Origin of the sequence: Actinoplanes sichuanensis (assembly GCF_033097365.1) — a bacterium.
Taxonomy (GTDB): domain Bacteria; phylum Actinomycetota; class Actinomycetes; order Mycobacteriales; family Micromonosporaceae; genus Actinoplanes; species Actinoplanes sichuanensis.
This window is the reverse complement of record NZ_AP028461.1, coordinates 10,317,910-10,342,721: the sequence shown is the minus strand read 5'-3', so window position 1 is coordinate 10,342,721 and position 24,812 is coordinate 10,317,910. Positions and strand designations below refer to the sequence as shown.

28 protein-coding genes are annotated in these 24,812 nt (G+C 69.4%); 16 read left to right on the top strand and 12 right to left on the bottom strand.

Features of this window, described 5'->3' with window-relative positions; translation table 11 throughout:
• The first annotated feature begins 30 nt into the window (after window positions 1-30).
• Genes Q0Z83_RS47620 through Q0Z83_RS47600 form a run of 5 tightly spaced genes read left to right on the top strand, consistent with a single transcriptional unit; the run spans window position 31 to window position 4,334 of the window.
• The gene (locus Q0Z83_RS47620) at window positions 31-777 is read left to right on the top strand and encodes an SDR family oxidoreductase (protein ID WP_317790199.1); all 747 of its coding nucleotides are present in this window, start codon (window positions 31-33) and stop codon (window positions 775-777) included.
• Between the two features lie 11 nt (window positions 778-788).
• Window positions 789-1,559, top strand: a complete 771-nt coding sequence (locus Q0Z83_RS47615) for an SDR family oxidoreductase (RefSeq protein ID WP_317790198.1) — start codon at window positions 789-791, stop codon at window positions 1,557-1,559.
• The gene (locus Q0Z83_RS47610) at window positions 1,556-2,536 is read left to right on the top strand and encodes a phosphotransferase family protein (RefSeq protein ID WP_317790197.1); all 981 of its coding nucleotides are present in this window, start codon (window positions 1,556-1,558) and stop codon (window positions 2,534-2,536) included. The genes Q0Z83_RS47615 and Q0Z83_RS47610 overlap by 4 nt, the downstream gene beginning before the upstream one ends.
• The gene (locus Q0Z83_RS47605; RefSeq protein WP_317790196.1) at window positions 2,536-3,735 is read left to right on the top strand and encodes an acyl-CoA dehydrogenase family protein; all 1,200 of its coding nucleotides are present in this window, start codon (window positions 2,536-2,538) and stop codon (window positions 3,733-3,735) included. Before Q0Z83_RS47610 ends, Q0Z83_RS47605 begins: the two co-directional genes overlap by 1 nt.
• Window positions 3,732-4,334, top strand: coding sequence for a TetR/AcrR family transcriptional regulator (locus Q0Z83_RS47600; RefSeq protein WP_317790195.1), 603 nt, complete (start codon window positions 3,732-3,734; stop codon window positions 4,332-4,334). Before Q0Z83_RS47605 ends, Q0Z83_RS47600 begins: the two co-directional genes overlap by 4 nt.
• Before the next feature lie 137 nt (window positions 4,335-4,471).
• Here the strand turns inward: Q0Z83_RS47600 and Q0Z83_RS47595 are convergent, their stop codons facing one another.
• The 4 genes from Q0Z83_RS47595 to Q0Z83_RS47580 all read right to left on the bottom strand — a co-directional run bounded on the left by Q0Z83_RS47595 (window position 4,472) and on the right by Q0Z83_RS47580 (window position 8,234).
• Window positions 4,472-5,035, bottom strand: a complete 564-nt coding sequence (locus tag Q0Z83_RS47595; RefSeq protein WP_317790194.1) for a DUF6886 family protein — start codon at window positions 5,033-5,035, stop codon at window positions 4,472-4,474.
• A gap of 75 nt (window positions 5,036-5,110) precedes the next feature.
• Entirely contained in the window at window positions 5,111-6,199 is a 1,089-nt protein-coding gene (locus Q0Z83_RS47590) for an alcohol dehydrogenase catalytic domain-containing protein (RefSeq protein ID WP_317790193.1), read from the bottom strand.
• Complete coding sequence (locus Q0Z83_RS47585) at window positions 6,196-7,608, bottom strand: aldehyde dehydrogenase family protein (RefSeq protein WP_317790192.1); 1,413 nt, start codon at window positions 7,606-7,608, stop codon at window positions 6,196-6,198. The genes Q0Z83_RS47590 and Q0Z83_RS47585 overlap by 4 nt, the downstream gene beginning before the upstream one ends.
• A complete protein-coding gene (locus tag Q0Z83_RS47580; protein WP_317790191.1) occupies window positions 7,605-8,234 on the bottom strand; it encodes a TetR/AcrR family transcriptional regulator in 630 nt (209 codons plus the stop codon). Before Q0Z83_RS47580 ends, Q0Z83_RS47585 begins: the two co-directional genes overlap by 4 nt.
• 102 nt (window positions 8,235-8,336) lie before the next feature.
• On the opposite strand from Q0Z83_RS47580, the gene Q0Z83_RS47575 reads away from it, so the two are divergent.
• On the top strand, window positions 8,337-9,872 hold the full coding sequence (locus Q0Z83_RS47575; RefSeq protein ID WP_317790190.1) for a long-chain-fatty-acid--CoA ligase: 1,536 nt from the start codon (window positions 8,337-8,339) through the stop codon (window positions 9,870-9,872).
• On the opposite strand, the gene Q0Z83_RS47570 is transcribed toward Q0Z83_RS47575, so the two are convergent.
• Window positions 9,869-10,294, bottom strand: a complete 426-nt coding sequence (locus Q0Z83_RS47570; protein ID WP_317790189.1) for a (deoxy)nucleoside triphosphate pyrophosphohydrolase — start codon at window positions 10,292-10,294, stop codon at window positions 9,869-9,871. The two genes, Q0Z83_RS47575 and Q0Z83_RS47570, sit on opposite strands and share 4 nt — an antisense overlap.
• Before the next feature lie 184 nt (window positions 10,295-10,478).
• Here Q0Z83_RS47570 and Q0Z83_RS47565 point away from each other — a divergent pair, with 184 nt between their 5' ends.
• On the top strand, window positions 10,479-10,790 hold the full coding sequence (locus tag Q0Z83_RS47565; RefSeq protein ID WP_317790188.1) for a 4a-hydroxytetrahydrobiopterin dehydratase: 312 nt from the start codon (window positions 10,479-10,481) through the stop codon (window positions 10,788-10,790).
• A 48-nt stretch (window positions 10,791-10,838) separates the two neighbouring features.
• Window positions 10,839-11,201: a PH domain-containing protein gene (locus Q0Z83_RS47560; RefSeq protein ID WP_317790187.1), complete on the top strand. Its 363-nt coding sequence runs from the start codon at window positions 10,839-10,841 to the stop codon at window positions 11,199-11,201.
• A gap of 9 nt (window positions 11,202-11,210) precedes the next feature.
• Here the strand turns inward: Q0Z83_RS47560 and Q0Z83_RS47555 are convergent, their stop codons facing one another.
• A complete protein-coding gene (locus tag Q0Z83_RS47555) occupies window positions 11,211-12,110 on the bottom strand; it encodes a hypothetical protein (protein WP_317790186.1) in 900 nt (299 codons plus the stop codon).
• A 284-nt stretch (window positions 12,111-12,394) separates the two neighbouring features.
• Between Q0Z83_RS47555 and Q0Z83_RS47550 the strand changes: the two genes are divergently transcribed.
• Entirely contained in the window at window positions 12,395-12,550 is a 156-nt protein-coding gene (locus tag Q0Z83_RS47550; RefSeq protein ID WP_317790185.1) for a hypothetical protein, read from the top strand.
• Between the two features lie 144 nt (window positions 12,551-12,694).
• Here the strand turns inward: Q0Z83_RS47550 and Q0Z83_RS47545 are convergent, their stop codons facing one another.
• Together Q0Z83_RS47545 and Q0Z83_RS47540 are read right to left on the bottom strand one after the other, a co-directional pair.
• Window positions 12,695-13,528, bottom strand: a complete 834-nt coding sequence (locus Q0Z83_RS47545; protein ID WP_317790184.1) for a nucleotidyltransferase domain-containing protein — start codon at window positions 13,526-13,528, stop codon at window positions 12,695-12,697.
• A 66-nt stretch (window positions 13,529-13,594) separates the two neighbouring features.
• Complete coding sequence (locus Q0Z83_RS47540; RefSeq protein ID WP_317790183.1) at window positions 13,595-14,527, bottom strand: G5 domain-containing protein; 933 nt, start codon at window positions 14,525-14,527, stop codon at window positions 13,595-13,597.
• Between the two features lie 201 nt (window positions 14,528-14,728).
• Between Q0Z83_RS47540 and Q0Z83_RS47535 the strand changes: the two genes are divergently transcribed.
• Window positions 14,729-15,178, top strand: coding sequence for a MarR family winged helix-turn-helix transcriptional regulator (locus tag Q0Z83_RS47535; protein ID WP_317790182.1), 450 nt, complete (start codon window positions 14,729-14,731; stop codon window positions 15,176-15,178).
• 66 nt (window positions 15,179-15,244) lie between these two features.
• Window positions 15,245-15,868, top strand: a complete 624-nt coding sequence (locus Q0Z83_RS47530; RefSeq protein WP_317790181.1) for a phosphatase PAP2 family protein — start codon at window positions 15,245-15,247, stop codon at window positions 15,866-15,868.
• An 84-nt stretch (window positions 15,869-15,952) separates the two neighbouring features.
• On the opposite strand, the gene Q0Z83_RS47525 is transcribed toward Q0Z83_RS47530, so the two are convergent.
• Window positions 15,953-16,555 carry a TetR/AcrR family transcriptional regulator gene (locus Q0Z83_RS47525; RefSeq protein WP_317790180.1) on the bottom strand — a complete coding sequence of 201 codons (603 nt, stop codon included), beginning with the start codon at window positions 16,553-16,555 and terminating at the stop codon, window positions 15,953-15,955.
• 65 nt (window positions 16,556-16,620) lie between these two features.
• Here Q0Z83_RS47525 and Q0Z83_RS47520 point away from each other — a divergent pair, with 65 nt between their 5' ends.
• Together Q0Z83_RS47520 and Q0Z83_RS47515 are read left to right on the top strand one after the other, a co-directional pair.
• Complete coding sequence (locus Q0Z83_RS47520; RefSeq protein ID WP_317790179.1) at window positions 16,621-17,097, top strand: GNAT family N-acetyltransferase; 477 nt, start codon at window positions 16,621-16,623, stop codon at window positions 17,095-17,097.
• Between the two features lie 4 nt (window positions 17,098-17,101).
• Window positions 17,102-17,680 carry a Uma2 family endonuclease gene (locus Q0Z83_RS47515; RefSeq protein ID WP_317790178.1) on the top strand — a complete coding sequence of 193 codons (579 nt, stop codon included), beginning with the start codon at window positions 17,102-17,104 and terminating at the stop codon, window positions 17,678-17,680.
• Window positions 17,681-17,683: 3 nt separating this feature from the next.
• Here Q0Z83_RS47515 and Q0Z83_RS47510 read toward each other — a convergent pair whose 3' ends face one another.
• From Q0Z83_RS47510 to Q0Z83_RS47500, 3 genes are all read right to left on the bottom strand, one after another.
• Window positions 17,684-17,974 (bottom strand): DUF1905 domain-containing protein, encoded by a 291-nt coding sequence (locus tag Q0Z83_RS47510; RefSeq protein WP_317790177.1) that lies wholly within the window; start codon window positions 17,972-17,974, stop codon window positions 17,684-17,686.
• A 120-nt stretch (window positions 17,975-18,094) separates the two neighbouring features.
• On the bottom strand, window positions 18,095-19,180 hold the full coding sequence (ychF, locus tag Q0Z83_RS47505; protein ID WP_317790176.1) for a redox-regulated ATPase YchF: 1,086 nt from the start codon (window positions 19,178-19,180) through the stop codon (window positions 18,095-18,097).
• A gap of 22 nt (window positions 19,181-19,202) precedes the next feature.
• Entirely contained in the window at window positions 19,203-19,997 is a 795-nt protein-coding gene (locus Q0Z83_RS47500) for an alpha/beta fold hydrolase (protein WP_317790175.1), read from the bottom strand.
• A 111-nt stretch (window positions 19,998-20,108) separates the two neighbouring features.
• Between Q0Z83_RS47500 and Q0Z83_RS47495 the strand changes: the two genes are divergently transcribed.
• From Q0Z83_RS47495 to valS, 3 genes are all read left to right on the top strand, one after another.
• Entirely contained in the window at window positions 20,109-21,581 is a 1,473-nt protein-coding gene (locus Q0Z83_RS47495) for a DNA-3-methyladenine glycosylase 2 family protein (RefSeq protein WP_317790174.1), read from the top strand.
• Window positions 21,582-21,723: 142 nt separating this feature from the next.
• Window positions 21,724-22,218, top strand: coding sequence for a methylated-DNA--[protein]-cysteine S-methyltransferase (locus Q0Z83_RS47490; protein ID WP_317790173.1), 495 nt, complete (start codon window positions 21,724-21,726; stop codon window positions 22,216-22,218).
• Window positions 22,219-22,259: 41 nt separating this feature from the next.
• Window positions 22,260-24,797, top strand: coding sequence for a valine--tRNA ligase (gene valS, locus Q0Z83_RS47485; RefSeq protein WP_317790172.1), 2,538 nt, complete (start codon window positions 22,260-22,262; stop codon window positions 24,795-24,797).
• Window positions 24,798-24,812: the final 15 nt, after the last annotated feature.

Here is a 24,812-nt window from a genome sequence, read left to right as displayed (position 1 = left end):
CTGCAAAAACACGACTCAGGAGGTTGAGCGATGGCTGACCAGGTAGCAATCGTGACCGGAGCAAGCCGGGGGATCGGGTTCGCCATCGCGCAACGGTTCGTCACCCAGGGGACGAAGGTCGCCGTCACCGGACGTGACGCCGACGCCCTCGAGGCCGCCGTGAAGGAGCTCGGCGGCCCCGAGGTGGCGATCGGTGTGGCCGGCAAGGGTGACGATCCGGCGCACCGGGCCGCCGTGGTCGACGCGGTGCGGGAGCGGTTCGGGCCGGTCACCACACTGATCAACAACATCGGGATCAATCCGGCGTACGGCCCGCTGGCCACCCTCGATCTGAACGCCGCCCGCAAGATGGTCGAGGTCAACCTGATCGGCACGCTGGGCTGGATCCAGGAGGCGCTGCGCGGTGGCCTGGCCGAGACCGGCGGCTCGATCGTCAACATCTCGTCGGTCTCCGGTGTCCGCCCGGCGCCGGGGATCGCGTTCTACGGCACCACCAAGGCCGCCCTCATCCACCTCACCGAGGAGCTCGCGGTCGAGTTGGCCCCGAAGATCCGGGTCAACGCGGTCGCGCCCGCGGTCGTGAAGACGCGGTTCGCCACCGCCCTCTACGAGGGGCGGGAGGCGGAGGTGGCGGCCACGTATCCGCTCCAGCGGCTCGGCAACACCGATGACGTGGCCGGCACCGTGGCATTCCTCTGCTCACCGGAGGCCGGCTGGATCACCGGCCAGACCATCGTGATCGACGGCGGGCTCACCCTGACCGGGGCCGTCCAGTGACCAACGGATCGGTGAAGCGGGTCGTCGTGACGGGCGCGGGCGGCGGGATCGGGGCGGCACTGGCCCGCCGGTTCGCCGCCGACGGCGCAAAGGTCGTGGTCAACGATCTGAACGCGGAAGCGGCCCGCTCGGTCGCCGGTGAGATCGGCGGGCTCGCGGTGCCCGGTGACGCGGCCAGTGAGCAGGACGTTGCGCACCTCGTCGACACGGCCTGGGGCGAACTGGGCGGGATCGACCTGTTCTGCTCGAACGCCGGGGTGCTGTCGGCCGGCGACGAGACGACACCGGACGCCCAATGGCAGCGCGACTTCGGGGTCAACGTGATGTCGCACGTCTACGTGAGCCGGGCGCTGCTGCCGCGCTGGCTGGACAGCGGTGAGCCGAAACGGCTGCTGATCACGGTGAGCGCGGCCGGTCTGCTGACCCTGCTCGGGAGCGCCACCTACTCGGTGACGAAGCACGCTGCTCTGGCCTACGCGGAGTGGTTGCGGGCCACGTACGCCCATCGGGGTCTGATCGTGCAGGCGCTGTGCCCGCAGGGTGTCCGCACCGACATGCTGACCCGCGGAAACGATCGCGGCAGTGGCGCGGCCTCGCTGCTCGCCGAGGGCGCGCTGCCGCCGGAGGCGGTGGCCGACCTGGTCGCCGGAACGCTTACCGACGGCCGGTTCTTGATCCTCCCGCATCCTGAGGTCGAGGGCTACTACCGCTTGCGCGCGAGCGATCCGGACCGTTGGCTGGGGGGCATGAACAAACTCCAGCGCGGATTCGAGTCCAAGTGAGGGGCCTTGACCTGGAGAAACTCCAGGCCTATCTGGACAGCCCGCCGCTATCCGGGACGATGTTCGCGGGCGGTAAGTCGAACCTGACCTACGCGGTCACCGACGGCGTCAACCGCTGGGTGCTTCGCCGGCCGCCACTCGGGCACGTGCTGCCCACCGCGCACGACATGGTGCGGGAGCACAAGGTCCTCGACGCCCTCTCCCAGGCCGGGTTCCCGGTGCCGAAACCGGTGCGACTCTGCACCGACACCGAGGTCATCGGGGCGCCGTTCTACCTGATGGAGCACGTCGACGGCACCATCTACCGGGACGCCGCGCTGATCGAGAAGATCGACTTTCGGGCGCTGACGTTCACCCTCGTCGACACGCTCGCCGATCTGCACTCGCTGGACCCGGCGGCGATCGGGCTCGGTGACTTCGGCAAGCCGGAGGGCTTCAACGCCCGGCAGGTCCGCCGGTGGAAGCAGCAGCTCGACGCGTCCCGCAGCCGGGAGCTCTCCGGCATCGACGAGTTGCACGCCCGGCTGGCCACCGACATCCCGGCCGGCGGCCCCGGCGCCGTCGTGCACGGTGACTTCCGCCTGGACAACGTGCTGGTCAGCGACGAGTTGGCGGTCAACGCGGTGCTGGACTGGGAGATGTCCACACTGGGCGATCCGCTTAGTGACCTGGCGTTGATGCAGATCTACGCCGGCCGTCCGCTGTTGGAGCGCGACGGCAAACCGTTCGCGCCGATCGACATCCCCGGGCACCCCACGCTCGACGAGATCGCCGCACGCTACGCCGAACGCAGCAAGCGTGACGTCAGCGACCTGCACTGGTACGTCGGCTTCGCCGCGTTCAAGCTCGCCGTCATCCTCGAGGGCGTGCACTTCCGTTACACCAAGGGTCAGACGGTCGGCCCCGGCTTCGACACCGTGGGGGCCATGGTTCCCGCCCTGGTCGAGCAGGGCCACCGAGCGCTGGAAGGACACTGATGGACTTCGAGTACGACGCGAAGACCGAGGATTACCGCAAGCGGCTACTCGCCTTCATGGACGAGCACGTCTATCCCGCGGAGGCCACGTTCCACAGCGACGGCTGGGGCCCCCCGGCCGCCCTGGAGGGCCTGAAGGCGGCCGCCAAGGAGGCCGGTCTGTGGAACCTCTTCCTCCCCGGCGACCACGGCGCCGGCCTCACCAACCTGCAGTACGCGCCGCTGGCCGAGATCACCGGCCGCAGCCCGGCGGTGGCGCCACCCGCGCTGAACTGCGCTGCTCCGGACACCGGCAACATGGAGGTGCTGGCCGACTTCGGCACCGACGAGCAGAAGGAGAAGTGGCTCAAGCCGCTGCTGGCCGGTGAGATCCGGTCCGCCTTCGCGATGACCGAGCCGCAGGTCGCCTCGTCGGACGCCACCAACATCGGCACCCGGATCGACCGGGACGGTGACGACTACGTCATCAACGGGCACAAGTTCTACATCACCGGCGCGATGAACCCGAACTGCAAGATCTTCATCGTGATGGGCAAGACCGACGTGAACGCGCCACGGCACCTGCAGCAGAGCCAGATCCTGGTGCCGCGGGACACCCCCGGCGTGACTGTCGAACGGGGCATGACGGTGCTCGGCTACACCGACGGCGACCACGGCGGTCACGCCGAGGTGATCTTCGAGAACGTACGGGTGCCGGCCACCAACCTGATCGGCGAGGAGGGCGGCGGTTTCGCCATCTCCCAGGCTCGTCTCGGGCCGGGTCGGATCCACCACTGCATGCGGCTGATCGGCATGGCCGAGCGGGCGCTGGAGCTGATGTGCACACGGGCGCTGGTCCGGACCCCGTTCGGCAAACCGCTCGCCGAGCAGGGCGTCATCCAGGACTGGATCGCCGAGTCCCGGGTCCGGATCGAGCAGGCCCGGCTGCTGGTTCTCAAGGCGGCCTGGCTGATGGACACGGTCGGCAACAAGGGCGCGCACACCGAGATCCAGTCGATCAAGATCGTGGTGCCGTCCACCGTGGAGTGGATCGTCGACAAGGCGATCCAGACGCACGGGGCGGCCGGGCTCGGGCAGGACTTCCCGCTTGCCGGACTGTTCGCCAGCGCCCGTATGCTGCGACTCGCCGACGGGCCGGACGAGGTGCACAAGCGTTCGCTGGCCCACCGTGAGCTCAAGCGTTACCGGAGTGGTTCGTGACCAACCCACCGACGCGCGTCGACGGGCGTACCGCGCGGTCCGAGCGGACCCGCAACGCGATCATCGACGCGCATCTCCAGCTGATCGGCGAGGGGGACATGCGCCCCACCGCCGATCGGGTGGCCAAGCTGGCCGGGGTGTCACTGCGCGCCCTGTGGAGCCACTTCGCCGACATGGAAGCGCTGATGGCGGCCAGTGGCCAGCGTGTCCTGGAGCAGCGCGACGCGTCGTACCGGCCGATTCCGGCGGATCTTCCGCTGGCCGACCGGATCGAGGCGTTCTGCCATCAACGGGCCCGCCTGCTGGAGGAGATCGGGCCCGCGGCGCGGGCCTCCGCGCTGAAGGAACCGTTCTCGGCCGGGTTGCAGCGTTACCGCAAACTGCACACCTCTCGGGTACGCGATGAGTTGACCTCCACCTTCCCGGCCGAGATCGGCAGTGACGAGGAGTTGCTCAACGCGCTGACCGCGGCGAGCCTGTGGCCGACGTGGGCTACCTGGCGTGACGCGATGGGCCTGCCGGTGGAGAGCGCCCGCGCGGCACTCGCCCGGATGGTGACCGCCCTGATCAACCCGGCCGGCGCCTCAGCCACCCGCTGAGCACGGCGCACCGAAGATCAGGACACTGAAGAGCGGTCCACCGCAGGGCGGGGCGCCGAAGAGCGGCCCGCCGGAATGTGGGACGCCGAACGGCGGCCCGCCGGAAAGCCGGACGCCGAAGGGCGACCCGCCGCAGATCAGGGCATCGGAGAGTGGCCCGCCGCGGGGCGGGGTGCCGCGTTCCCGAGGCGGATGCCGCTGAAGGCGACCGTGCTGGCGGTGACCCGGTCCCAGAACGGCCACAGGTTGTCGAGCAGACGCAGCTGGATTCCGGCGGCGGCGTGGCATTCGATCAGGTCGCCGACCGGTTCCGGTGGGCCGAGCGGCTCGACCGGTTCGGTGGCCACGTGCGCGTGCGACTCCGGCTCCCCGAACGGGCGGAACGGCCCGGCGGGGAGCCGGTACACGTACAGCCTCGTGGTGCGCAGCGCCTCCCACCAGGCGTATTCGATCGCGTGGACGCGTTCGCCGCAGCCCGCCCCGATGATCCGGTCCCGGTCGTGATCGGTGGTGACGCCGGGCCGCACCCAGGCGAGGGCGCGCGGGCACTGCCGCGGGAACCAGTAGTCGGGCGCCCGATCATGATCGAGCGCCCAGACGTAGGCCTCCGGCTGTTGCGCGGTGGCCGCGACGTGCGGCACGAACCGCGTGATCGTCGGATCCTCGGAGAAGTGCAGCACCTGACCCGGTTCCGGACGCATCCTTCTTTCCTATCGCACCGCGGCCCGGCCGGTCCGCCGTCGTCCCGTGAAGTGCGAGACAGCGGCGGGTGCCGGTCAGAGGATGGCCACCGAGCGGGCGCCCTCGCCTCGGGACATCCGGTCGAAGGCGGCCGGCACGTCGGCCAGCGTGATGCGATCGGTGATCAGGTGGTCGAGCGTGAATTTGCCGTCGAGCACGTCGCGGGCCAGGGCCGGGATCTCCAGGTCGGTGTCGGCCTGCCCGTAGACCGAGGCCCGCAGGGTTCGCGCCGACGAGAAGATGTCCAGCGCACTCAACTGGACCATGTCGTCGGCCGCGCCCATGCCGACCACGGTGACCTGGCCGCCGGACCTCGTGGCCCGCCACGCGGCCCGGATTGTCGAGGCTCGCCCGACACATTCGATCGCGTGGTCGGCGCCGCGCCGCTCGGTGCGGCCCCGGATGTCCTTGGACAGGTTGTCCGACGAGACCACGAAGTCGGTGGCTCCGGCCGCTTCGGCGAGCCCCTTCTTGGCTTCGGTGACGTCCACCGCGATGACCTGCGCCGCACCGGCGGCCCGGGCCGCGGTGACGACCGACAGCCCGACTCCACCGAGCCCGATCACCACGACCGATTCGCCGGGCGCGACACGGGCGGTGTTGCGCACCGCACCGGTCCCGGTCAGAACCGCACACCCGAGCAGCGCGGCGAGATCGAACCCGAGTTCGGACGGTACGGGGATGACCGCGTTCTCCGGCACCACGACCTGTTCGGCGAACGCCCCCACGCCGAGTGTCACGTGGACCGGTGCGTCGTCGAGGGTGATGCCGTTGGACAGTGCCGCCACACCGTGCGAGGTGCTGCACAGCCACGGTTCGCCGTGTTCGCAGTACCAGCAGTTGCGGCAGGCCGGCTGCCAGTTCAGCACCACGTGGTCACCGACGGCGGCCCGGGTGACGTGCTCGCCGACCTCGACCACCTCACCGGCCGCCTCGTGCCCGAGGATCAGCGGGTGCGGCGGACGCAGCGTGCCGTTCACCATGGACAGATCGGAGTGGCAGACCCCGGCGGCCCGCACCCGCACCCGGACCTGGCCGGGACCGATCTCGGGCAGCCGGAGTTCGGCGAGTTCGGCGGGAGCGCCGGCGTCCCGGACGACCAGGCCGGTCATGTAAGCGGTCATCGCTGAATCGCCTTCACCTGCTGGAACTCGGTCAGCCCGTAGGCGCCCAGCTCACGACCGATACCTGACTGCTTGTAGCCGCCGAACGGCGCGAACGGGTTGAACGAGCCCCCGTTGACGTCGACCGCGCCGGTGCGCAGCCGACGGGCCACCGCTACCGCCCGCGCGTCGGATCCCCAGACGGCGCCGGCCAGCCCGTACTTCGAGTTGTTGGCGATCGCCACCGCCTCGTCGTCGTCGCCGAACGGGATGATCGACAGCACCGGCCCGAAGATCTCCTCCTGGGCGATTTCACTGTCCGGATCGACGTCGGCGAAGACGGTCGGTGCGACGAAGTGCCCCTGGCCGGGAACGGGAGCGTCGAGGCCACCGGCGACGAGCCTGGCCGTGGCGCGCTCGATGAAGCCGCGGACGCGTTCCTTCTGGGCCGCCGAGGCGAGCGGTCCGAGGCGGGTGGCCGGGTCGAACGGGTCGCCCACGGTGTATCCGGCGGCGGTCTTGGCGGCCAGTTCGACCGCCTCGTCGTAGTGGCTGCGGTGCACGAGCATGCGGGTCCACGCCGTACACGTCTGGCCGCTGTTGAGGAACGCGTTGCCGACGCCGACCTTGACCGCTTTGACCACGTCGGCGTCGTCGAGGATGACGTTGGCGGATTTGCCGCCGAGTTCGAGCGACACCTTGGCGATCCGGTCGGCGGCGGCGTGGCTGATCGCCGCACCGGTCCGGGTGGAGCCGGTGAACGACACCATGTCGATGCCGGGGTGCCCGGCGATGGCCGAGCCGACGGCCGGGCCGGTGCCGGTGACCAGATTGAACACGCCTGGCGGCAGGTCGGCTTCGGCGAACGCGTCGGCCAGCAGGTACGCGGTGAGCGGGGTCAGCTCGCTCGGCTTGAGGACCACCGTGCAGCCGGCCGCCAGGGCCGCGCCGACCTTGGCGACGACCTGATGCAGCGGATAGTTCCACGGGGTGATCGCGCCGACCACACCGATCGGTTCGTGGACGACCAGCGAGTTGCCGATCGTCTCCTCCAGGGCCGGCTGGTTCGCGAGTTCCGCGTACCCGGCGAGGACCGTCAGGGGAAGGCCGGCCTGGACCGCCTTGGCGATCTTGAGCGGGGTGCCCAGTTCGAGGCCGACGATCCGGGCGATCTCGTCGGCGCGCGCGGCCAGCGCCCGATGCAGCCGGGTCAGGGCCGCGCCGCGCTCGGCGGGCGTCAGGCCGAATGCCCAACCGTCGAAGGCGGCGCGGGCGGCGGAGACGGCGAGGTCGACATCCTCGGCCGTGCCGGCCGGCACATGCCCGAACACCTCCTCGGTGTACGGGTTCTCGACTCCGATGCGCTCTGCGGAGGCGGCCGGCACGTAGGCGCCGCCGATCCAGTGCTCATCACGGAAGACCGACGTCATCGGCGTACCCCCTGGTCGTAACGGTCGGAAAGGCTGTTGATCAGCAGGTCGAGCCCGAGCTCGAATGCGCCCTCGTCGACGGCGTCGCGATGCGCGGCGAGTTCGTGGGCCCGGTGCAGGTGTGGAAAGCGGTCGTACAGCTCCGGGTCGGCCTCGAAGCCGAGGGCGAACGACCCGAGCGCGGAGCCGGTGATCAGGTATCGCATCAGCGCGCCGATGTGGGTGGCCCGCGCCCGGGACCAGCCGGCCTCGATCAGCGCGCCGTAGACGGCCTCGGCCATGGCCAGCCCGGCCGGTCGACGGCCGGGGCCGGTGGCCAGCACCGGGACGATGTTCGGATGTGCGGCGAGCACGGCGTGGTACGACTTCGCCCACATCCGCAGCCCCGCACGCCAGTCGTTGCCCCGAAAGCCGGAGATGTCCACCTGGGCGACGACCGCCTCGGCGACCGCGTCGACGATCTCCGCCTTGGTGGCGAAGTGGTTGTAGAGCGACGGCCCCTGCACGCCCAGTTCGGTGGCGAGGCGTCGCATCGAGCAGGCGTCGATCCCTTCCGCGTCGATGAGCGCGGCGGCCGCCTCGACGATGCGCTCCCGGGTGAGGAGGGCTTGCCGAGGGCGGGCCATAGGAGAACTCCTGAAGAAAGACGAAATCAACACTGGACGTGTAAAAACTTACGCCGCTAGTTTAAGCACAGCTGCGACGTACATCACTAAGGGAGATCAGTAATGACGACGCTTTCCCTCGCCACCGTTCTAGCCGAGGCGGCCCGTCGGTACCCGGAGAAGGTAGCGATCGTCGACGAGGCCGGGGGCCGGATTCCCTATCGTGAACTTTGGGCGCAGACCCGGTCGTACGCCGCGGGTCTGAAGGAATTGGGCATCGGCCCCGGCGACACGGTGGCCGTGATGATCCCGAACGTCGCCGACTTCCCCCGGGTCTACTACGCCGCACTGGCCGTCGGCGCCCGGATCGTGCCGGTGTCGCTGCTGCTCAACGCCGAGGAGGTCGGCTATGTGCTGTCCGACAGCGGCGCCAAGCTGCTGGTCACGCATTCGGCGTTCCTCCAGGTCGGCGCGGCTGCGGCGGCCGCGACCGGCACGCCGTTGGCCAATGTCGGCCCGCTGCCGGAGGGTCTGCCGCAGTATCCGCCGCGGCTGGACCAGATCTCGGTCGGCCTGGAGCCGGTCCGGACCTACACGACGGTCGAGGCCGAGGACGTCGCGGTGATCCTCTACACCAGCGGCACGACCGGGAAGCCGAAGGGCGCCCTGCTCACCCACCTGAACCTGGTGATGAACGCGGCCGTCAACGTCTTCGACGTGCACCCGCTGACCGGCGACGACGTGGTGATGGGCTGCCTGCCGCTGTTCCACACGTTCGGCCAGACGGTCGGCATGAACGCGACGTTCCGGCTGGGCGGGACGCTGGTGCTGCTGCCGCGGTTCACCGGTGAGGCGGCGATCGAGCTGATGATCCGGGAGAACGTCACGATCTTCCACGGCGTGCCGACCATGTACATCGGACTCCTGGAGGCGGCGGCCAAGGCCGACCGCCTGCCACAGCTGAAGCTGTGCGTGTCAGGTGGCGCGTCGCTTCCGGTGGCGGTCCTGGAGAAGTTCGCGGCGGCTTTCGGTTCGACCATCTGGGAGGGGTACGGGTTGAGCGAGACCTCCCCCACGGCGACCACCAACCAGCCCTCGTTCGGAGCGAAGCCCGGCACGGTCGGGCACCCGATCTGGGGTGTCGAGGTGGAGATCGCCCGCCCGGAGGTGCCGGAGAGCATCGAGTTCGTGCCGGACGGCGAGCTCGGTGAGATCGTGATCCGCGGGCACAACGTGTTCGCCGGATACCTGAACCGACCCGAGGCGACCGCGGAGGCCCTGGTCGACGGCTGGTTCCGGACCGGTGACCTGGGGGTGAAGGACGAGCAGGGCTTCATCAGCATCGTCGACCGGACCAAGGACCTGATCATCCGTGGCGGCTTCAACGTCTACCCGCGTGAGGTGGAGGAGGTCCTGGCCCGGCACCCGTCGATCCAGCAGGTCGCGGTGATCGGGGTGGCCGACGAGACGCTGGGCGAGGAGATCTGCGCCGTCGTGGTCCTCGAAGACCAGGGCCTGGCCGCGGACGAGCTGATCGAGTGGTCGAAGGAGCGGCTGGGCAAGCACAAGTACCCGCGTCAGGTGCGGTTCACCGAGTCGCTGCCGCTCGGCCCGAGCATGAAGGTCCTGAAGCGGGAGCTGCGCAAGCAGTACAGCTAAACCTTGAGCAGTGGTGGCAGCTCGGCGACGATCGGTACGTCGGCGGGCAGCCACGGGACGGTGTCCAGCTGGTCCACGGTCAGCCAGCGCATGGAGCGGTGCTCCAGCGCCTCCGGGACGTCGCCGCCGAGCAGTTCGACGGCGTAGACCCGGAGCACGGCCCGGCCGTGGGCCAGTGGCACGTCCGGGCCGACCCGGGCGCCCACCTCGACGCGTACGCCCAGCTCCTCGGCACATTCGCGGGCCAGCGCCTGCTGGTCGGTCTCCCCCGGCTCGACCTTGCCGCCGGGGAACTCCCAGCGCCCGGCCGCCTCCGGCGGGGAGCTGCGCTCACAGGCGAGGACCCGCCCGGCGGTGATGATCACAGCCGCAACGATCACCCTGGGTGATGGCGCCGGTTTGACGTATTGTTCGGGCCGCATGCGATCCAAGATCTCACGAAAGTTCATCGTTCAGGTTGCCCGCTGGTGCCCTGATCGTCACGCAAACACGGATATGTGGGCGTGGACATGGGTGGCTGGACGGACGAAACTGTGGGACACCGACCATGACGATCCGGCGACAGTTCGGCCACAAGCCGGCAACGACGCTAAGGGGGGTGCGCGAGTGCGGGCGAGAAGACGCCGGGACACCGGCGCGGACTATCTCAACGACGCCCTGGCCTTACTGACCGGCTGGACCCGTGACGGCGTTCAGTTGCGCCGCGATCTGGCGTGTGACGACAGTCAGCACGCCGCCTTGACGGAACGTATCAAGGTGGCCGCGGACACTCTGCACATACGACCAAGCATCCGGCGAATCAACGGTCACACTCAGATCTGCCTGGGGTCGCAGGACGGAACGGCCATCACCGACGGTGAGGTCACCCTGGCGGCTCGGATCGAGGACTTCTACCGGACCGTGGTCGAGAGGTCATGATCCGACGTGGTCGCAGACCCCTGATCGATCGGTACTACGCTGCGCCGCATGACTGACGTGGTGTACGACGACAAGGGTCAGCTCGAGCAGATCCAGGACGGTCTGCTGGAGGGCGAGCAGATCATCGCGGTCTATGACGCGATCGGCGCGGGGACCGGTTTCATCGGTCTCACCAACCGGCGGATCATCATCCAGGACCAGTCCTATGTCGGGAAGCGGTTCGCCATCACCAGCATCCCGTATTCCCGGGTCAGCAGTGTCAGCGTGGTGAGCAACAAGAGCTGGGCCGGCCAGTTCTTCTCCTCGGGCACGATCGCCATCGCGGTCGGCACGGTCACGTACGAGATCGAGTTCCGTGGCTCGGACAAGGCCCACCACGTGCACAACCTGATCCTCAGCCAGGCGTCCTGACGCTGTCTTCTAGCGCCCGCCGACCGCCTGCGTGAGATCCCACACGTACCGGCGGCCGGCGGGTTTCTCGTCCCGCCACACCACCTCCCAACGGCCCCGCGGGTCGCGTTCCGGCTCGCTGAACCGGCCGTACCCCTGCCGCTCCTTGACGCTCGGCGGCTGATCGCTGTCCGGGAAGCTGAAGGTGACCTGGAATCTGGTGAACGCCGACGGGCTGCCGCTCGCGGCCGGCAGCCGGTCCTCCCAGACGAGTTGATCCCAGCCGCGTTCGCGCAGCGGCCCCCACAGTCCGCGTGGCCGGTACTCGACCTGCCATTCGGTCGGTGTGGTCATCGCCGGGTCGAAGATCAGCCAGACCCGCAGCAGCCGGCTCTGTTCCAGCGGCAGTGACGTGATGTGCCCACCGATCGGCCGCAGCGTCTTGAACGAGATCTCGTCGAGTCGGGTGATCCGGTCGGTGTCGGTCGGCACGATCGGGCGCATGGTCCGGTGGGTGACGAGCGGTTCCGGGGTGGTGATCCGCTTCTCCACGATGCGGTCGCTGTCGTCGTCGGAGCCGATCGTGACGAGCACCTCGACGGTCTCCGAATAGAGCGGCTTCTCGCGTTCGCTGATTCGCTGAATGGCGTCGAGATAGTGCTGGTGGCCGGCCTGCTGGAGGGTGAGCAGCCGGGTGGCGTCCTGCAGATCGGCCTTCAGTTCGCGGATCTTGACGACGAAGGCGAGTTGCCACAGGCGGACCACGAAATAGAGCAGGCAGGCCAGGAAGACCGCGGTGAACGCCCATTGTGCGAACCGGATCGGGATCCCGGTGAGCTGTGCGATGCCCGACGCCAGGCCGATGAGCATGGCTGAGACGTTCAGGGTGCCCCTGAACAGGGTCTGCGAGATCGTCGGAGTATCCGGCATCGTCCCAATGATGGCGAAACGATCGTTACCGACAAATCCTCATAAAGAGTGAATAGCATCGCTTGGGGACGGCTGATCGCCTGATATCCGGTGTCCGATCAGTGGACCGGACATGCCACTCCGGCCCACCCGCGACTATTTTTCCCGGCCGCCTCTTGCACGCTGTTTCCGGACCGCCGCATGCTACCGGGAGTTCCACCAGAATCGATCCTCGACCCCCCCGGAGGCGATCCCCGGTGCTGAGCCACCTGCAGAGGCCGTTGACCCGGAGATATCGGACCGAGATGTTCGGTCACGACCTCGACGTCGTGCCGATCTCCGGCGGAGGTGAGGGCGGGCAGCCACACCGGCGGCTGCTGATCGGGCACAACGCCATCTTCGCCGCGGCGATGCTGCTCTCCGCGGTGCTCGTGGGTCTCGCCACGGTCGCCCTGCACTGACACCGGCCGCCGCAGCGAGACCACGCGCGTCAGCTTCCGCCTTCGCCGCCCTTGCCGGTCATGGTTCTCCTCTGACGTTCGTGATGGACTCCGGGAGTCCCAACGCGTCCAGCCTAGGTCAGGACGCGGGTCGGCAACGGCGTCTCAGCGCAGCATCACCGAGCACGCGTCGGCGACCTCCAGGACCAGGTCCTCGACCAGATCGATGGCGATACTCAGCCGCAGCGGATCGCCGTCGACCGCGCCGAACACCGCGTCCATCCGCGCCTTGAACCGCTCCGGCGCGCCCGGCAGCAACCCGGCCGCGGCCACCGCACCCTTCTCGTTGATCAGCCAACGCCCGGCCGCCCCGTGCAGGGCGTGTGCGCAGACTCCGGCGATCCGGAACAGGCACCCGGAGACGTACGAGCTGTCACCTCGCGACACCGCCTTGCGGGCCACGCCGATCAGGAAATCGGCCTCCCACAGCCCGGCCACCAGCGCTTCCGCCAGCGGGCGGGGAAAGACCAGGGCGCGACGCCGCAGCCGCTCCAGCTCTCCGGTCGGATCCGCCAGGATCCGGCTCAGGGCCAATTCGCCGGGGTACGAGAAATCGGGCACCCCGAGTGGATGGCCGGCCTGAACGTGGAACGAGTAGCGCCCCTGCTCGGCGTCGGCCCAGCAGCGGTGCACCCGGTCGGTGTCCCGGTAGATCCAGTCGACCGGATGGCCGTCGATCCGCAGCCATCCGCCGCCGTCCACCCAGGGGCCCCAGCCGCCCGTCGCGGTCACCCCGGCGCCCGGCCCGGCCACCTCGGTGGCCAGCTCGCCGAGCCGGCCGGTGTCCAGCGGCGACCGGTAGTAGAGCCCCAGGTCGGTGTCCGAGTCCGCGGTGTGCGTGCCGCGGGCCCGGCTGCCGCCGAGAACCACGCCGACCACCCCGGGAACGGTCAGCAGCCGGTGGGCGAGATCGGTCAGCCGGGTGTCGGTCAGCGCCATGGCATCACCGTGTTCCCCGGGCGGCCCGGGCGCAACCACCGGTGACCGTCAACACAGTTCTGACCGTCAACACAGTTCCGCGGGGTCCAGGAGCGCCTCGACCTCCTCGATCCCGTTCTCGCGGAGAAGCTCCAAGTCCTCGTCCGTGATCAGGATCTGGCCGTCGTTCGCGAGCGGGATCGGGTCCTGGATCGGTTCCGCCGGCCCGTCGGTCGGGCAGGCCATCGCGGTCCGCCCGAACGGCAGGCAGATACCGAGGATCTGGTCACAGTCCACATCGGGTTCGATCCGGCGGGCCGAACCGACGACGATCACCCGGTTCTGCGGTTTCTTGGTGACCGTGCTGCCGAGCAGCCGCCGGGCGGTCGGCTTGCCGTCGGTCAACGTCACCATGTAGCGCAGGGTCTGCTCACCGGCCGCGCCGCGCGTCTCGACGCGGCGGGTGCCGCGGAGCATCGACGGATCGCGGATCACCTCGGTGTCGAACGGGACGACCTTGGTCTCGACCTCGGTCCGGGTGGCGATGACCGGCGCGGCCGCCGCGCGGCGCCGGGTCGGTGCCTCCGCGAGGGTACGGGCCGGACGCTGCCCGGTCCGGTCGGCGCGGTCGTCGGCGATCCGGGCCCGGCTGAGCTGATCGGTCGCGGCCGCGATGTGCGGTGCGGGCGCTTTCCGGCCGGCCACCACGGGTGCCGCGGTGCTCTCGCCCGCCGCGGTGTCCTCGGCCGGCGGTGCGGGCGGCGGCGGTGTCTCGCCGTGCCGCGGCGGCAGCGGCTCGGCGGCGGCCGCGGCCCGGCTGACCACCTCCGGGTCCTCTTCCAGACGCGGCGCCCCGAGATCGGCGTCGATCGGCTGAGCGGAGATGTCGCTCGCGCCGGGAGAGGTCATGGTGGAGACCGCGCCGGCCACGCCACCACCCACGATCACGAACATCGCACACGCGCCGGCGGTCATCCGGACGCCGAACGGCAGTCGGGCCCACCAAGACTTTCGTGGCATTTCGAGCAGATGCTGCCAAGAGTCACTAGTTGTCTGGTTTTGCACCAAAGCATTGTTACTTCCTCCGGTTCGTTGGCAAGCCACTGCCTGTCACCCGAAAAGCTGACGCCCGCGCCCCGAAACCGATCCCACGCGTTGCTCCGGCGAGGCGCAAAGTCGCCTGCCGACTCCCGGATGCGCCCTCGCCGTACGATCGATGCCATGCCCGCGCCTGTGCCCCTCAGCCCGGACGAGGAGGCCGTGATGCGCGCCCTCGGCCGGTTTTTGCTGGTCATACCGCGCGCTCTGGACGCCGACCTGATCCGCGAGCAGCGGATGTCCGCCAGTGAGTACGCGGTGTTGCGCCACCTCTCGGAAACCCCGGGCCACCTGATGCGCATGAGCGAACTCGCCATCGCGTGCGACATGTCACTCAGTGGCATGACACGCCTCGCCGCCAAGCTCGAGTCGCTCGGCTGCCTGCGCCGCATCCGGTGTGAGGAGGACGCCCGCGGCGCCAACGCGGTCCTCACCGAGAAGGGCATGGAGCGGCTGCGCGAGGCGTGGCCCACCCATCTGGCCAGCGTCCGCCGGCACATCTTCGACCACCTCGACGGCCTCGACCTGCGGCGGTTGGCGAACGCCTTCGACGCGATGGCCGCCGAGCATTGATCTTGCGCGCGTCTTTCCGCGTTTCGTGTCCTCGGCCCGGGGCCTCCGGGTTGCGATGATCTAACCGTGCTGAACGCTGCCGCAACCGACGACACCCGGACGGCCCCGGGCGCTCTCGACCGGATCGCCACCGTCGTCTCCGAGGTGCTCGCACCCGCGGTCCTGGTCGCGGTGCTCCTGCTCACCGTCGGCTGGCACGCCGGCGACACGCCGGGCGTCTCCCGCTGGTGGGGACTGCCGGGCGCCCTGTTCGCCGCGGTCATCCCGCTCGGTTACGTCCTGCACGGTGTCCGCCGCGGCCGGCTCACCAACCACCACATTCCGGAGCGCGCCGACCGGCGGGTCCCGCTGCTGTTCGGCACCGCGTCGCTGATCGCCGGCCTGGTGCTGATGCTGGCCCTGGGCGCACCCCGTGAGGTGCTCGCCCTACTCGCCGCCGGTGGTGTCGGTCTGGCCGCGTTCGCCCTGGTCACCCATTGGTGGAAGATGTCCATCCACGCCGGCGTGGCGGCCGGCACGGTGTCCGCACTGACCGCCGTCTACGGCGAGATCGCCCTGCTCGGCGCACCCCTGGTACTGCTCGGCTGCTGGGCGCGGGTCCGCCTCACCGCGCACACCCCGGCCCAGGTGGTCGCCGGCGCCCTGGTCGGCGCGGCGATCGCCGGCACCGTCTTCCCCCTGCTCCGCTGACCCGCGAGCACCTTTCAACAGGCCGTAGGCGGCCAGGGTGCCCTCTCCGCTGATCCGCAGAACCCCGCCGGGGCGGGAGCTCTGCTAACCCGCAGCGCCCTCCAGCAGGCCGTAGGCGGCCAGGGCGGCGTCGAGCATCCGCTCCTGGTCGGCGGCCGGAAACGCGGCCGGGTCGGCGGCCGCGTAGGCGGCCACCCCCTCGGTCATCGCGATCAGCGCCAGGACCACCGTGGCCACCCGCCCGGCCGGCCACTCCGGAGCCGCGGCCGCGGTGAGCCGCTCGATCCGCTCCCGCCAGGCCCGGTTGTTGCGCCGGTGCTCGGCGATCAGTTCGTCGTCGGTGACCGCAGCGGCCAGGAAGCCCATCCACACGATCGCCTCCTGCCGGGTCTGCTCGTCGAGCGCCATCGACTGGTGCAGGACCGCCCGCAGCGCGGCCCGGGGCGAGCCGGCCTCCGCCTCCAGCGCCTCGACCCGGGCCCGGGTCACCTGATGCAGCAGTTGACGGGCGTGCAGCAGAAGCGACTGCCGATTCGGGAACCGGTGCATGACCAGCCCGGTGGTACACCCGGCGGCGGCCGCGACGGCCCGCACGGTGAGCCGCTCCAGCCCCTGCTCGGCCAGCACGCTCCACACCGCCCGGGACAGCGTCTCCCCCTGCGCCGACCGATCCGCAGCTCGTGACACGAGTCGCACCCCTCCCTATTCGGAACGGATGTTACCGTAACGCTTGTTACGAACGGAGGCCCGCCTTGACCTGGACCATCGAACCGCGACCCTGGGACGATCCCGCCGGCACCGCACTCCGCGCCGCCCAGCGCACCGAGCTCGACGCCCGCTACGGCACCGACGACCATGAGCCGGGCACTCCACCGTCGGCCGCCGACATCGACCTGTTCCTGGTGGCTCTGACCGCCGACGGCACCCCGGTCGGCTGCGGCGCCCTCCGCCGCCTGGACCCGACGACTGCCGAGGTCAAGCGGATGTACGTGACGCCAGCGGCTCGCGGTTCGGGCGCCTCCACCGCGATCCTCCGGGCTTTGGAGGCCGCCGCCCTGGATCGAGGCTGGACCACGATCAGGCTGGAGACGGGCCCGGCCCAGCCGGAGGCGATGCGCTTCTACGAACGAGAGGGCTACCAGGAGATCCCCCTCTTCGGCGCCTACATCGGCTCCGACCTCTCGGTCTGTTACGAGCGAGCCTTGGCCCTCAGCAGTCCGCTACCCTAGTCCCATGACGGCCCTGCCCGAGTGGATGCACCCACCACGCGTGGAAGGCTGGTTCGCGGAAGACCTGGACCGCCTTCCCGAGGCTCCTCGGCACACCGAACTCATCGACGGAGCACTCGTCTTCATGATTTCGCCGCAACGCGCCTGGCACAGCCGCCTCATCTTTGCCCTCCGGCAATCGCTCGCAGCACAGGCGCCGGCAGGCTTCGAGGTGGATCAAGAGATGACGATCCGGCTCGATAAATACAACCGGCCGGAGCCGGACGTTCTGGTGTCGAGTACCGCCTACGACCCCGACCGCACGTATTTCACGCCGGATGAGGTGCGACTCGTCGTCGAAGTCGTCTCTCCCGAATCGGCTCACCGGGACCGCACTGTCAAACTCCGCAAATACGCCGACGCGGGCATCCCTCATTACTGGCGGATCGAGGACGAGAACGGGACACCGGCCGTCCACGTCTACGAACTGGACGAGCCGACGAAGACGTACGTCGCCTCCGGCATCCACCGTGAGGTGCTCCGCCGGCCGGTGCCGTTCGACATCGACATCGACCTGGCCGGTCTCACCCCAGCACGGTCCTGACGATCAGGATCTGCCGGCCGGGCGCAGGGTGACCGTGACGTGGTCGCCTTCGCCGACACCTTCGGCCTTTCGGACGGTGTCCTTGAGTGGTACCAGGTAACGGCCGTCTTTCGGGAACAACGCCGTCCGGAATTCGGTGCCGCCGAGCACGACCTGCACCGGTACCTGCCCCCAGTAGATGAGCGACCGGGCTGCTTCCTTGAGTTCGGCGCTGTCAGCCTTGGACATGGCGACGAAGAAGAAGGGTGCGGGCCCCCGCCACTCGATGATCTCGCCGTCGAAAACCCATTCCACAGTGACTGATTGAACCAGCACCTACGGCCGGATGCCGCCTGCAGGCCGATGGTGCGCCACCCGGCGAAGGCCGCGTGGGATCGCACGAACCGACCCGACGCGGCCCGACAGGAGCCGGAATCAGACGTTGAAGCGGAACTCGACGACGTCACCGTCTTTCATGATGTAGTCCTTGCCCTCCATGCGGACCTTGCCGGCGGCCTTCGCGGCGGACATCGAACCGGCGGCGACCAGGTCGTCGTAGCTGACGATCTCGGCCTTGATGAAACCGCGCTGGAAGTCGGAGTGGATGACACCGGCCGCCTCGGGGGCGGTCGCACCGACCGGGACCGTCCAGGCGCGGGCCTCCTTCGGGCCTGCGGTCAGGTAGGTCTGCAGGCCGAGCGTGTCGAAGCCGACCCGGATCAGCCGGTTGAGGCCGGGCTCGGACTGGCCCGTCGACTGGAGTAGCTCCAGGGCGTCGGCCTCGTCCAGCTCGATCAGCTCCGACTCGATCTTCGCGTCCATGAAGACGGCCTCGGCCGGGGCGACCAGGGCACGCAGCTCGTCGAGGAACGCCTCGTTGCCCAGCTCGGTCTCGTCGACGTTGAACACGTACAGGAAAGGCTTCGTGGTCAGCAGGTGCAGCTCGGCCAGCAGCTCCAGCTCGACGCCGGCCGCACCGGCGCCCTGGTAGAGGGTGACACCGTCGTTGAGCAGCTTGAACGCGGCCTCGGCGGCGGCCACCGTGGCCGCCTTCTCCTTCTTGAGCTTCGCCTCTTTCTGCAGGCGGGGCAGCGCCTTCTCGACCGTCTGCAGGTCGGCGAGGATCAGCTCGGTGTTGATCGTCTCGATGTCGTCGGCCGGGGACACCTTGCCGTCGACGTGCAGCACGTTCGGGTCGGAGAACGCGCGCACCACCTGGCAGATCGCGGAGGCGTCACGGATGTTGGCGAGGAACGCGTTACCGCGGCCCTGGCCCTTGGATGCGCCGCGGACCAGGCCGGCGATGTCGACGAAGCTCACCGGCGCCGGCAGGATCTTCTCACTGCCGAACAGCTCGGCCAGCTTGTTCAGCCGCTCGTCGGGCAGGCCGACCACGCCGACGTTGGGCTCGATCGTCGCGAACGGGTAGTTCGCGGCGAGCACGTCGTTCTTGGTCAGGGCGTTGAACAGGGTGCTCTTGCCGACGTTGGGCAGGCCGACGATTCCGATGGTGAGGCTCACGGAACGCCAGTCTACGCAAGCCTCAGCGGAAGAACTTCCGCAGTTCGGCGGCCACGGTTTCCGGCTTGCCACTGTCGTCGGCGGCGAGATGCCCGACGCCGGTCAAGGTCACCCGACGCACTCGCGGCAGGACGGGCTCAAGACCGTTCAAGACCCCGGTGAGGTACGCCGGGGAGCGGTCCCCACCCAGCAGGAGCGTGTCCGCGGTCACCGCCCGGTACAGGTCGAGTGGCCCGGCCGCGTCCTCGACGACGGCCGCGTCCAGGCGCATCGTCGGGATCATCTCCCCGATCCGCTTACCCTCCCCGGCCCGGATCACCAGACCCAGGAACGGAATCAGGGCTGCTCGGGGCACGTACCGCAAATCGCCTGTGCCTTTGACGACCGTGACGAAAGCCGCAGCCCGGTGACCACGGGAGAGCTCCTTCTCGAAGCGTGGAAGCCACGCGACCGGGTCATGATCACCGTATTTGAGCGGCGGCTCGTAGAGCGCGAGCCGCTCGACCGGCAGCTCCATCGCCGCCCGCAGTGCGATGACCGCGCCCGAGCTGAGCCCGAACACGTTGCGCGCGCCGGTCTCGTCGAGCACCGCCGCGAGGTCGTCGATCTCGGCCCGCAGCCCGTGGCCGACCCGCGCCGGACCGCTGTGCCCACGACCACGGCGATCCGGGACGTAGACGGTGAAGTCGCCGGCCAGCGACCGGGCCAGTTTCGTGAAGTTCGCCGAGCTCTGCATACCGCCGTGCAGAAGCACGACCTTGGGCCCGCCCCCGAAGACGCGCCACCGGATGTCGGTCCTTGCCGCTTGCGCCATCATGCCGTCAACCGTAGTTGACACTTTCGAACCCGTCAACCTTGGTTGACAATCGCACGGTCATGTCCGAATCCCGCCAGCCGAACCGGCCCGGAGCGGAGCAGACTCGACCACATGGAGCTGGACTTCGAACACTGCTACCGGGCCGTCGACAGCCGTGACCCGCGGTTCGACGGCTGCTTCTACACGGCCGTACGCACCACCGGCATCTACTGCCGGCCGTCCTGCCCAGCCGTCACCCCCAAACGGGAGAACGTCACGTTCTACCCCAGCGCGGCCGCCGCCCAGCGCGGTGGATTCCGGGCCTGCCGCCGCTGCCGGCCCGACGCCGCCCCCGGCTCCCCCGAATGGGACACCCGTGCCGACACGGTCGGACGCGCCATGCGCCTCATCGGTGACGGCGTCGTCGACCGCGAAGGCGTACCCGGACTCGCCGGACGCCTCGGATACACCGAACGGCACCTCAACCGCATGCTCACCGCCGAACTCGGCGCCGGACCGCTCGCACTCGCCCGCGCCCAGCGCGCCCAGACCGCCCGCATCCTCGTCGAGACCACCGACCTGGGGCTGGCCGAGATCGCCTTCGCGGCCGGATTCGGAAGCGTCCGGCAGTTCAACGACACGATGCTCGAGGTCTACGCGCGCTCACCCAGCCAGATGCGCGAGAAACAGCCCGTCGGACGAGGTGAGGCGGGAGTCGTCAATCTGCGGCTCGCGTACCGGCCGCCGCTGCACGCGGAATCGCTGCTCGCCTTCTTCGCCGGGCGGACGCTGCCCGGCGTCGACGAAATCGTGGACGGCGCGTACCGGCGCGGGCTGAATCTGCCGCACGGAAGCGCGACCGTCTCCCTACGGCCCGGGGACCGGGTCGTTCATGCGACGTTGCGGCTCGATGACGTTCGGGATCTTGCGCCGGCGGTCGCCCGATGCCGGCGACTGTTCGATCTGGACGCTGATCCGGTTGCCGTGGACGGGTTGCTCGGGGCTGATCCGGCGCTGGCCGGGGCGGTGGCGGGTGAGCCCGGGGTTCGGGTGCCGCGGGCGGTCGACGGGTTCGAGATGGCTGTGCGGGCCGTGGTGGGTCAGCAGGTGAGTGTGGCGGGGGCGCGGACCACTCTGGGGCGGATCCTGAAAGCGGCGGTGGGCTCGGTCGTCACCCTCATTCCGGGGGAACCCACCCCCATCCCCCAAACCGATACCACCGCGCGGCTCGCCGGTTTCCCACCGGCCGACATCATCGCCGCCCTTCCGGACACCGCCTTCGGCATGCCGGCGGCACGCCGCGACACCATCCGGGCCTTGGCCGAGGCGGTAGCCGACGGCAAGCTCGACCTCGACCCGACAGCCGACCGCACCGAGACGGTCGCCCGCCTGACCGAACTGCCCGGCATCGGCCCGTGGACCGCCGGTTATGTCGCCATGCGCGCGATAGGCGACCCCGACGTCTTCCTCCCCACCGACCTGGCGGCCCGCCGCGGCGCCGAGGCTCTCGGTCTGCCCGCCACCGCAAAAGCCCTTTCGTCGTACGCCGAACGCTGGCGCCCGTGGCGCTCCTACGCCCTGATCCGCCTGTGGCGTGCCGCGTGACCGAACCTACCTCTCGGCGGCCCCGTCCCGACGGTTGTCCACATTGCTGAAACCACCGCACGAGTTGTCCACAGGCAGGCCACTTGCCGGCCCACGCGCCACGAAATCGCGTCACGCTGTAACCCTCGACGAGGAGGAAACGATGTTGCTTCATTCGACTCTGAACACCCCGGTCGGCCCGTTCACCGTGGTGGTGGCGCAGTCCGGCGCGGTCCGCGCGGCCGGGTTCACGACTGATGTGGCCGAGCTGCTGAAACTGGTGCATCCGGTGTTGCTGGAGCCGGCGCGACCGGGCGATCCGGGTGCGGTGGGTCCGGCCGTCCGGGCGTATCTGGACGGCGACCTCACCGCGATCGACGCGGTCGATGTGGAGCAGCACACGGCCGGCGCGTTCATGTCGCACGCGTGGGCGGTGATGCGTGACATCAAACCGGGCGCCCCGGTGACCTATACGGGCTTCGCCGAACTGTCCGGCCGCCCGGCTGCGATCCGTGCCGCGGCGGCGGCCTGCGCGCGCAATCCGGTGGCGCTGTTCACGCCGTGTCATCGGGTGATGCGGACGGACGGGTCGCTGGGCGGCTACCGCTGGGGGCTGCACGTCAAGGAGTGGCTGTTGAAGCACGAGTCGGCGGCGTAATCGCATGGCGACGCGGTGGTGCCGGTCCTACGCTGACCGGCATGACTGATACGGGAACCGGGCGTCACGGTCTCCCCGAGCGGCCGTCTCTGGACGGGCTCGAGGAGAAGTGGGCGCCGCGCTGGCAGGAGGAGGAGACGTACGCGTTCGACCGCTCGAAGGAGCGGGCCGACGTGTATGCGATCGATACACCTCCGCCGACCGTATCGGGCTCGTTGCACATCGGGCACGTCTTCTCGTATACGCACACCGACACAGTCGCCCGGTTCCAGCGGATGCGCGGCAAGTCCGTCTTCTATCCGATGGGGTTCGACGACAACGGGTTGCCGACGGAGCGCCGGGTTCAGAACCTGTTCGGTGTCCGATGTGATCCGTCGTTGCCGTATGACCCGTCGTGGGAGCCGCCGGCGAAGGCGCCGAAGGATCCGGTCTCGATTTCGCGGCGTAATTTCGTCGAGTTGTGTGGTCGGCTGACGGTCGAGGATGAGAAGGGGTTCGAGGCGCTGTGGCGGCGGCTCGGGCTGTCGGTCGACTGGGGTCTGACGTACACGACGATCGGTGAGCGGGCGCGGGCGGTTTCGCAGCGGGCTTTCCTGGCGAATCTCGCGGCCGGTCAGGCGTATACGGCGGAGGCGCCGACGCTGTGGGACATCGGGTTCCGGACGGCTGTCGCGCAGGCGGAGCTGGAGGATCGGCAGCGGCCGGGCGCCTACCACCGGTTGCGGTTCCGGGGGCCGGACGGGCCGGTCGACATCGACACGACGCGGCCGGAGCTGCTGCCGGCGTGTGTCGCGCTGGTTCATCACCCGGGTGATCCCCGCTTCGCGGGTCTCACGTCGGTTCGCACGCCGCTCTTCGACGTCGAGGTCCCGGTTCGGGCCCATCCGCTCGCGGCAGCCGACAAGGGTACGGGCATCGCGATGGTCTGCACGTTCGGTGACCTGGCCGATGTCACGTGGTGGCGGGATCTGGCTCTGGACACGCGGGTTGTGCTGGGCCGGGACGGCCGTTTCCTGCCGGAGGCACCGCCGGGTGTTCCGGCCGCCGCCTATCAGGGGCTGGCCGGGTTGACGGTCAACGCGGCGCGCGCCGAGATGATCCGGCTGTTGCGGGAGTCGGGTGATCTGCTCGGGGAGCCGGCGCCGATCACGCATCCGGTCAAGTTCTACGAGCGTGGTGACCGGCCGTTGGAGATCGTGACGAGTCGGCAGTGGTTCATCCGTAACGGCGGGCGTGATCCCGGGCTGCGCGGGGAGCTGCTGGGGCGGGGCCGTGAGCTGCGCTGGGTTCCGGAGAGCATGCGTCACCGCTATGAGCATTGGGTCGGTGGTCTGACCGGTGATTGGCTGATCAGCCGACAGCGGTTCTTCGGTGTCGCGATCCCGGTCTGGTATGGGCTGGACGCGAACGGGGAGCCCGACTATGACCGGCTACTGCTGCCGGATGACGCGGCGCTGCCTGTCGATCCGTCGTCGGAGTGTCCGCCCGGTTGGTCGGAGGAACAGCGTGATGTTCCGGGTGGTTTCACCGCCGACCCGGATGTCATGGACACGTGGGCGACGTCGTCGTTGTCTCCGCAGATCGTCACGGGGTGGAGTACCGATCCGGATCTGCATGCCCGTACCTATCCGATGGATCTGCGCCCGCAGGGGCAGGAGATCATCCGGACCTGGCTGTTCTCGTCGGTGTTGCGGGCCGGTCAGCTGGCCGGTGGTCTGCCGTGGCGGCGTGCGGTCCTGTCCGGCTGGATCCTCGATCCGGACCACAAGAAGATCTCGAAGTCGCTGGGCAACGAGGTGGAGACACCGATTCAGCTGCTGGAGCAGTACGGGTCGGACGCGGTCCGGTATTGGGCGGCGTGTGGCCGTCCGGGGGCGGATCTGGCGTTCGAGCCGGCCCAGTTGAAGGTCGGGCGGCGGCTGGCGATGAAGCTGCTGAACGCGTCGAGGTTCGCGTTGGGGCTGGGTGCGGCGGAGGCGCTGCGGCAGCCGGTGACCGAGCCGCTGGACCGGGCGATGCTCGGCCGGTTGACTGAGGTGGTGCTGACGGCGACGGCCGCGTTCGACGACTATCAGCACACCGACGCGTTGCAGGCGACGGAGACGTTCTTCTGGACGTTCTGCGACGACTACATCGAGCTGGTCAAGAACCGGGCGTACGCGGAGGGGCCGGCCGGTGATTCGGCTCGGGCCGCGCTGGCTACCGGGTTGTCGGTGTTGTTGCGGTTGTTCGCGCCGTTCCTGCCGTTCGTCACCGAGGAGATCTGGTCGTGGTGGCGGTACGGGTCGGTGCACCTGTCGACGTGGCCGACGCGGTACGAGTTGTCGCGGGTGGCGCCGGAGAGTGATCCGTCGTTGCTCGATCTGGCCGGTGATGCGCTGCGGCAGGTTCGCCGGGCCAAGTCGGACCGGAAGTTGTCGATGAAGACCGAGGTTCCGCTGGCCGAGGCGCTCGGGCCGGCTGACCTGCTTGATCGACTGGAGTCGATCGATGGTGATTTCCGGGCGGCGGCGCGGATCGGCAAGCTGGACCTGCTTCGGGACCGCACCCCAGAGCTGGTGATCGCCTGCGCATTCTGAGCGGGGCGGCCACCA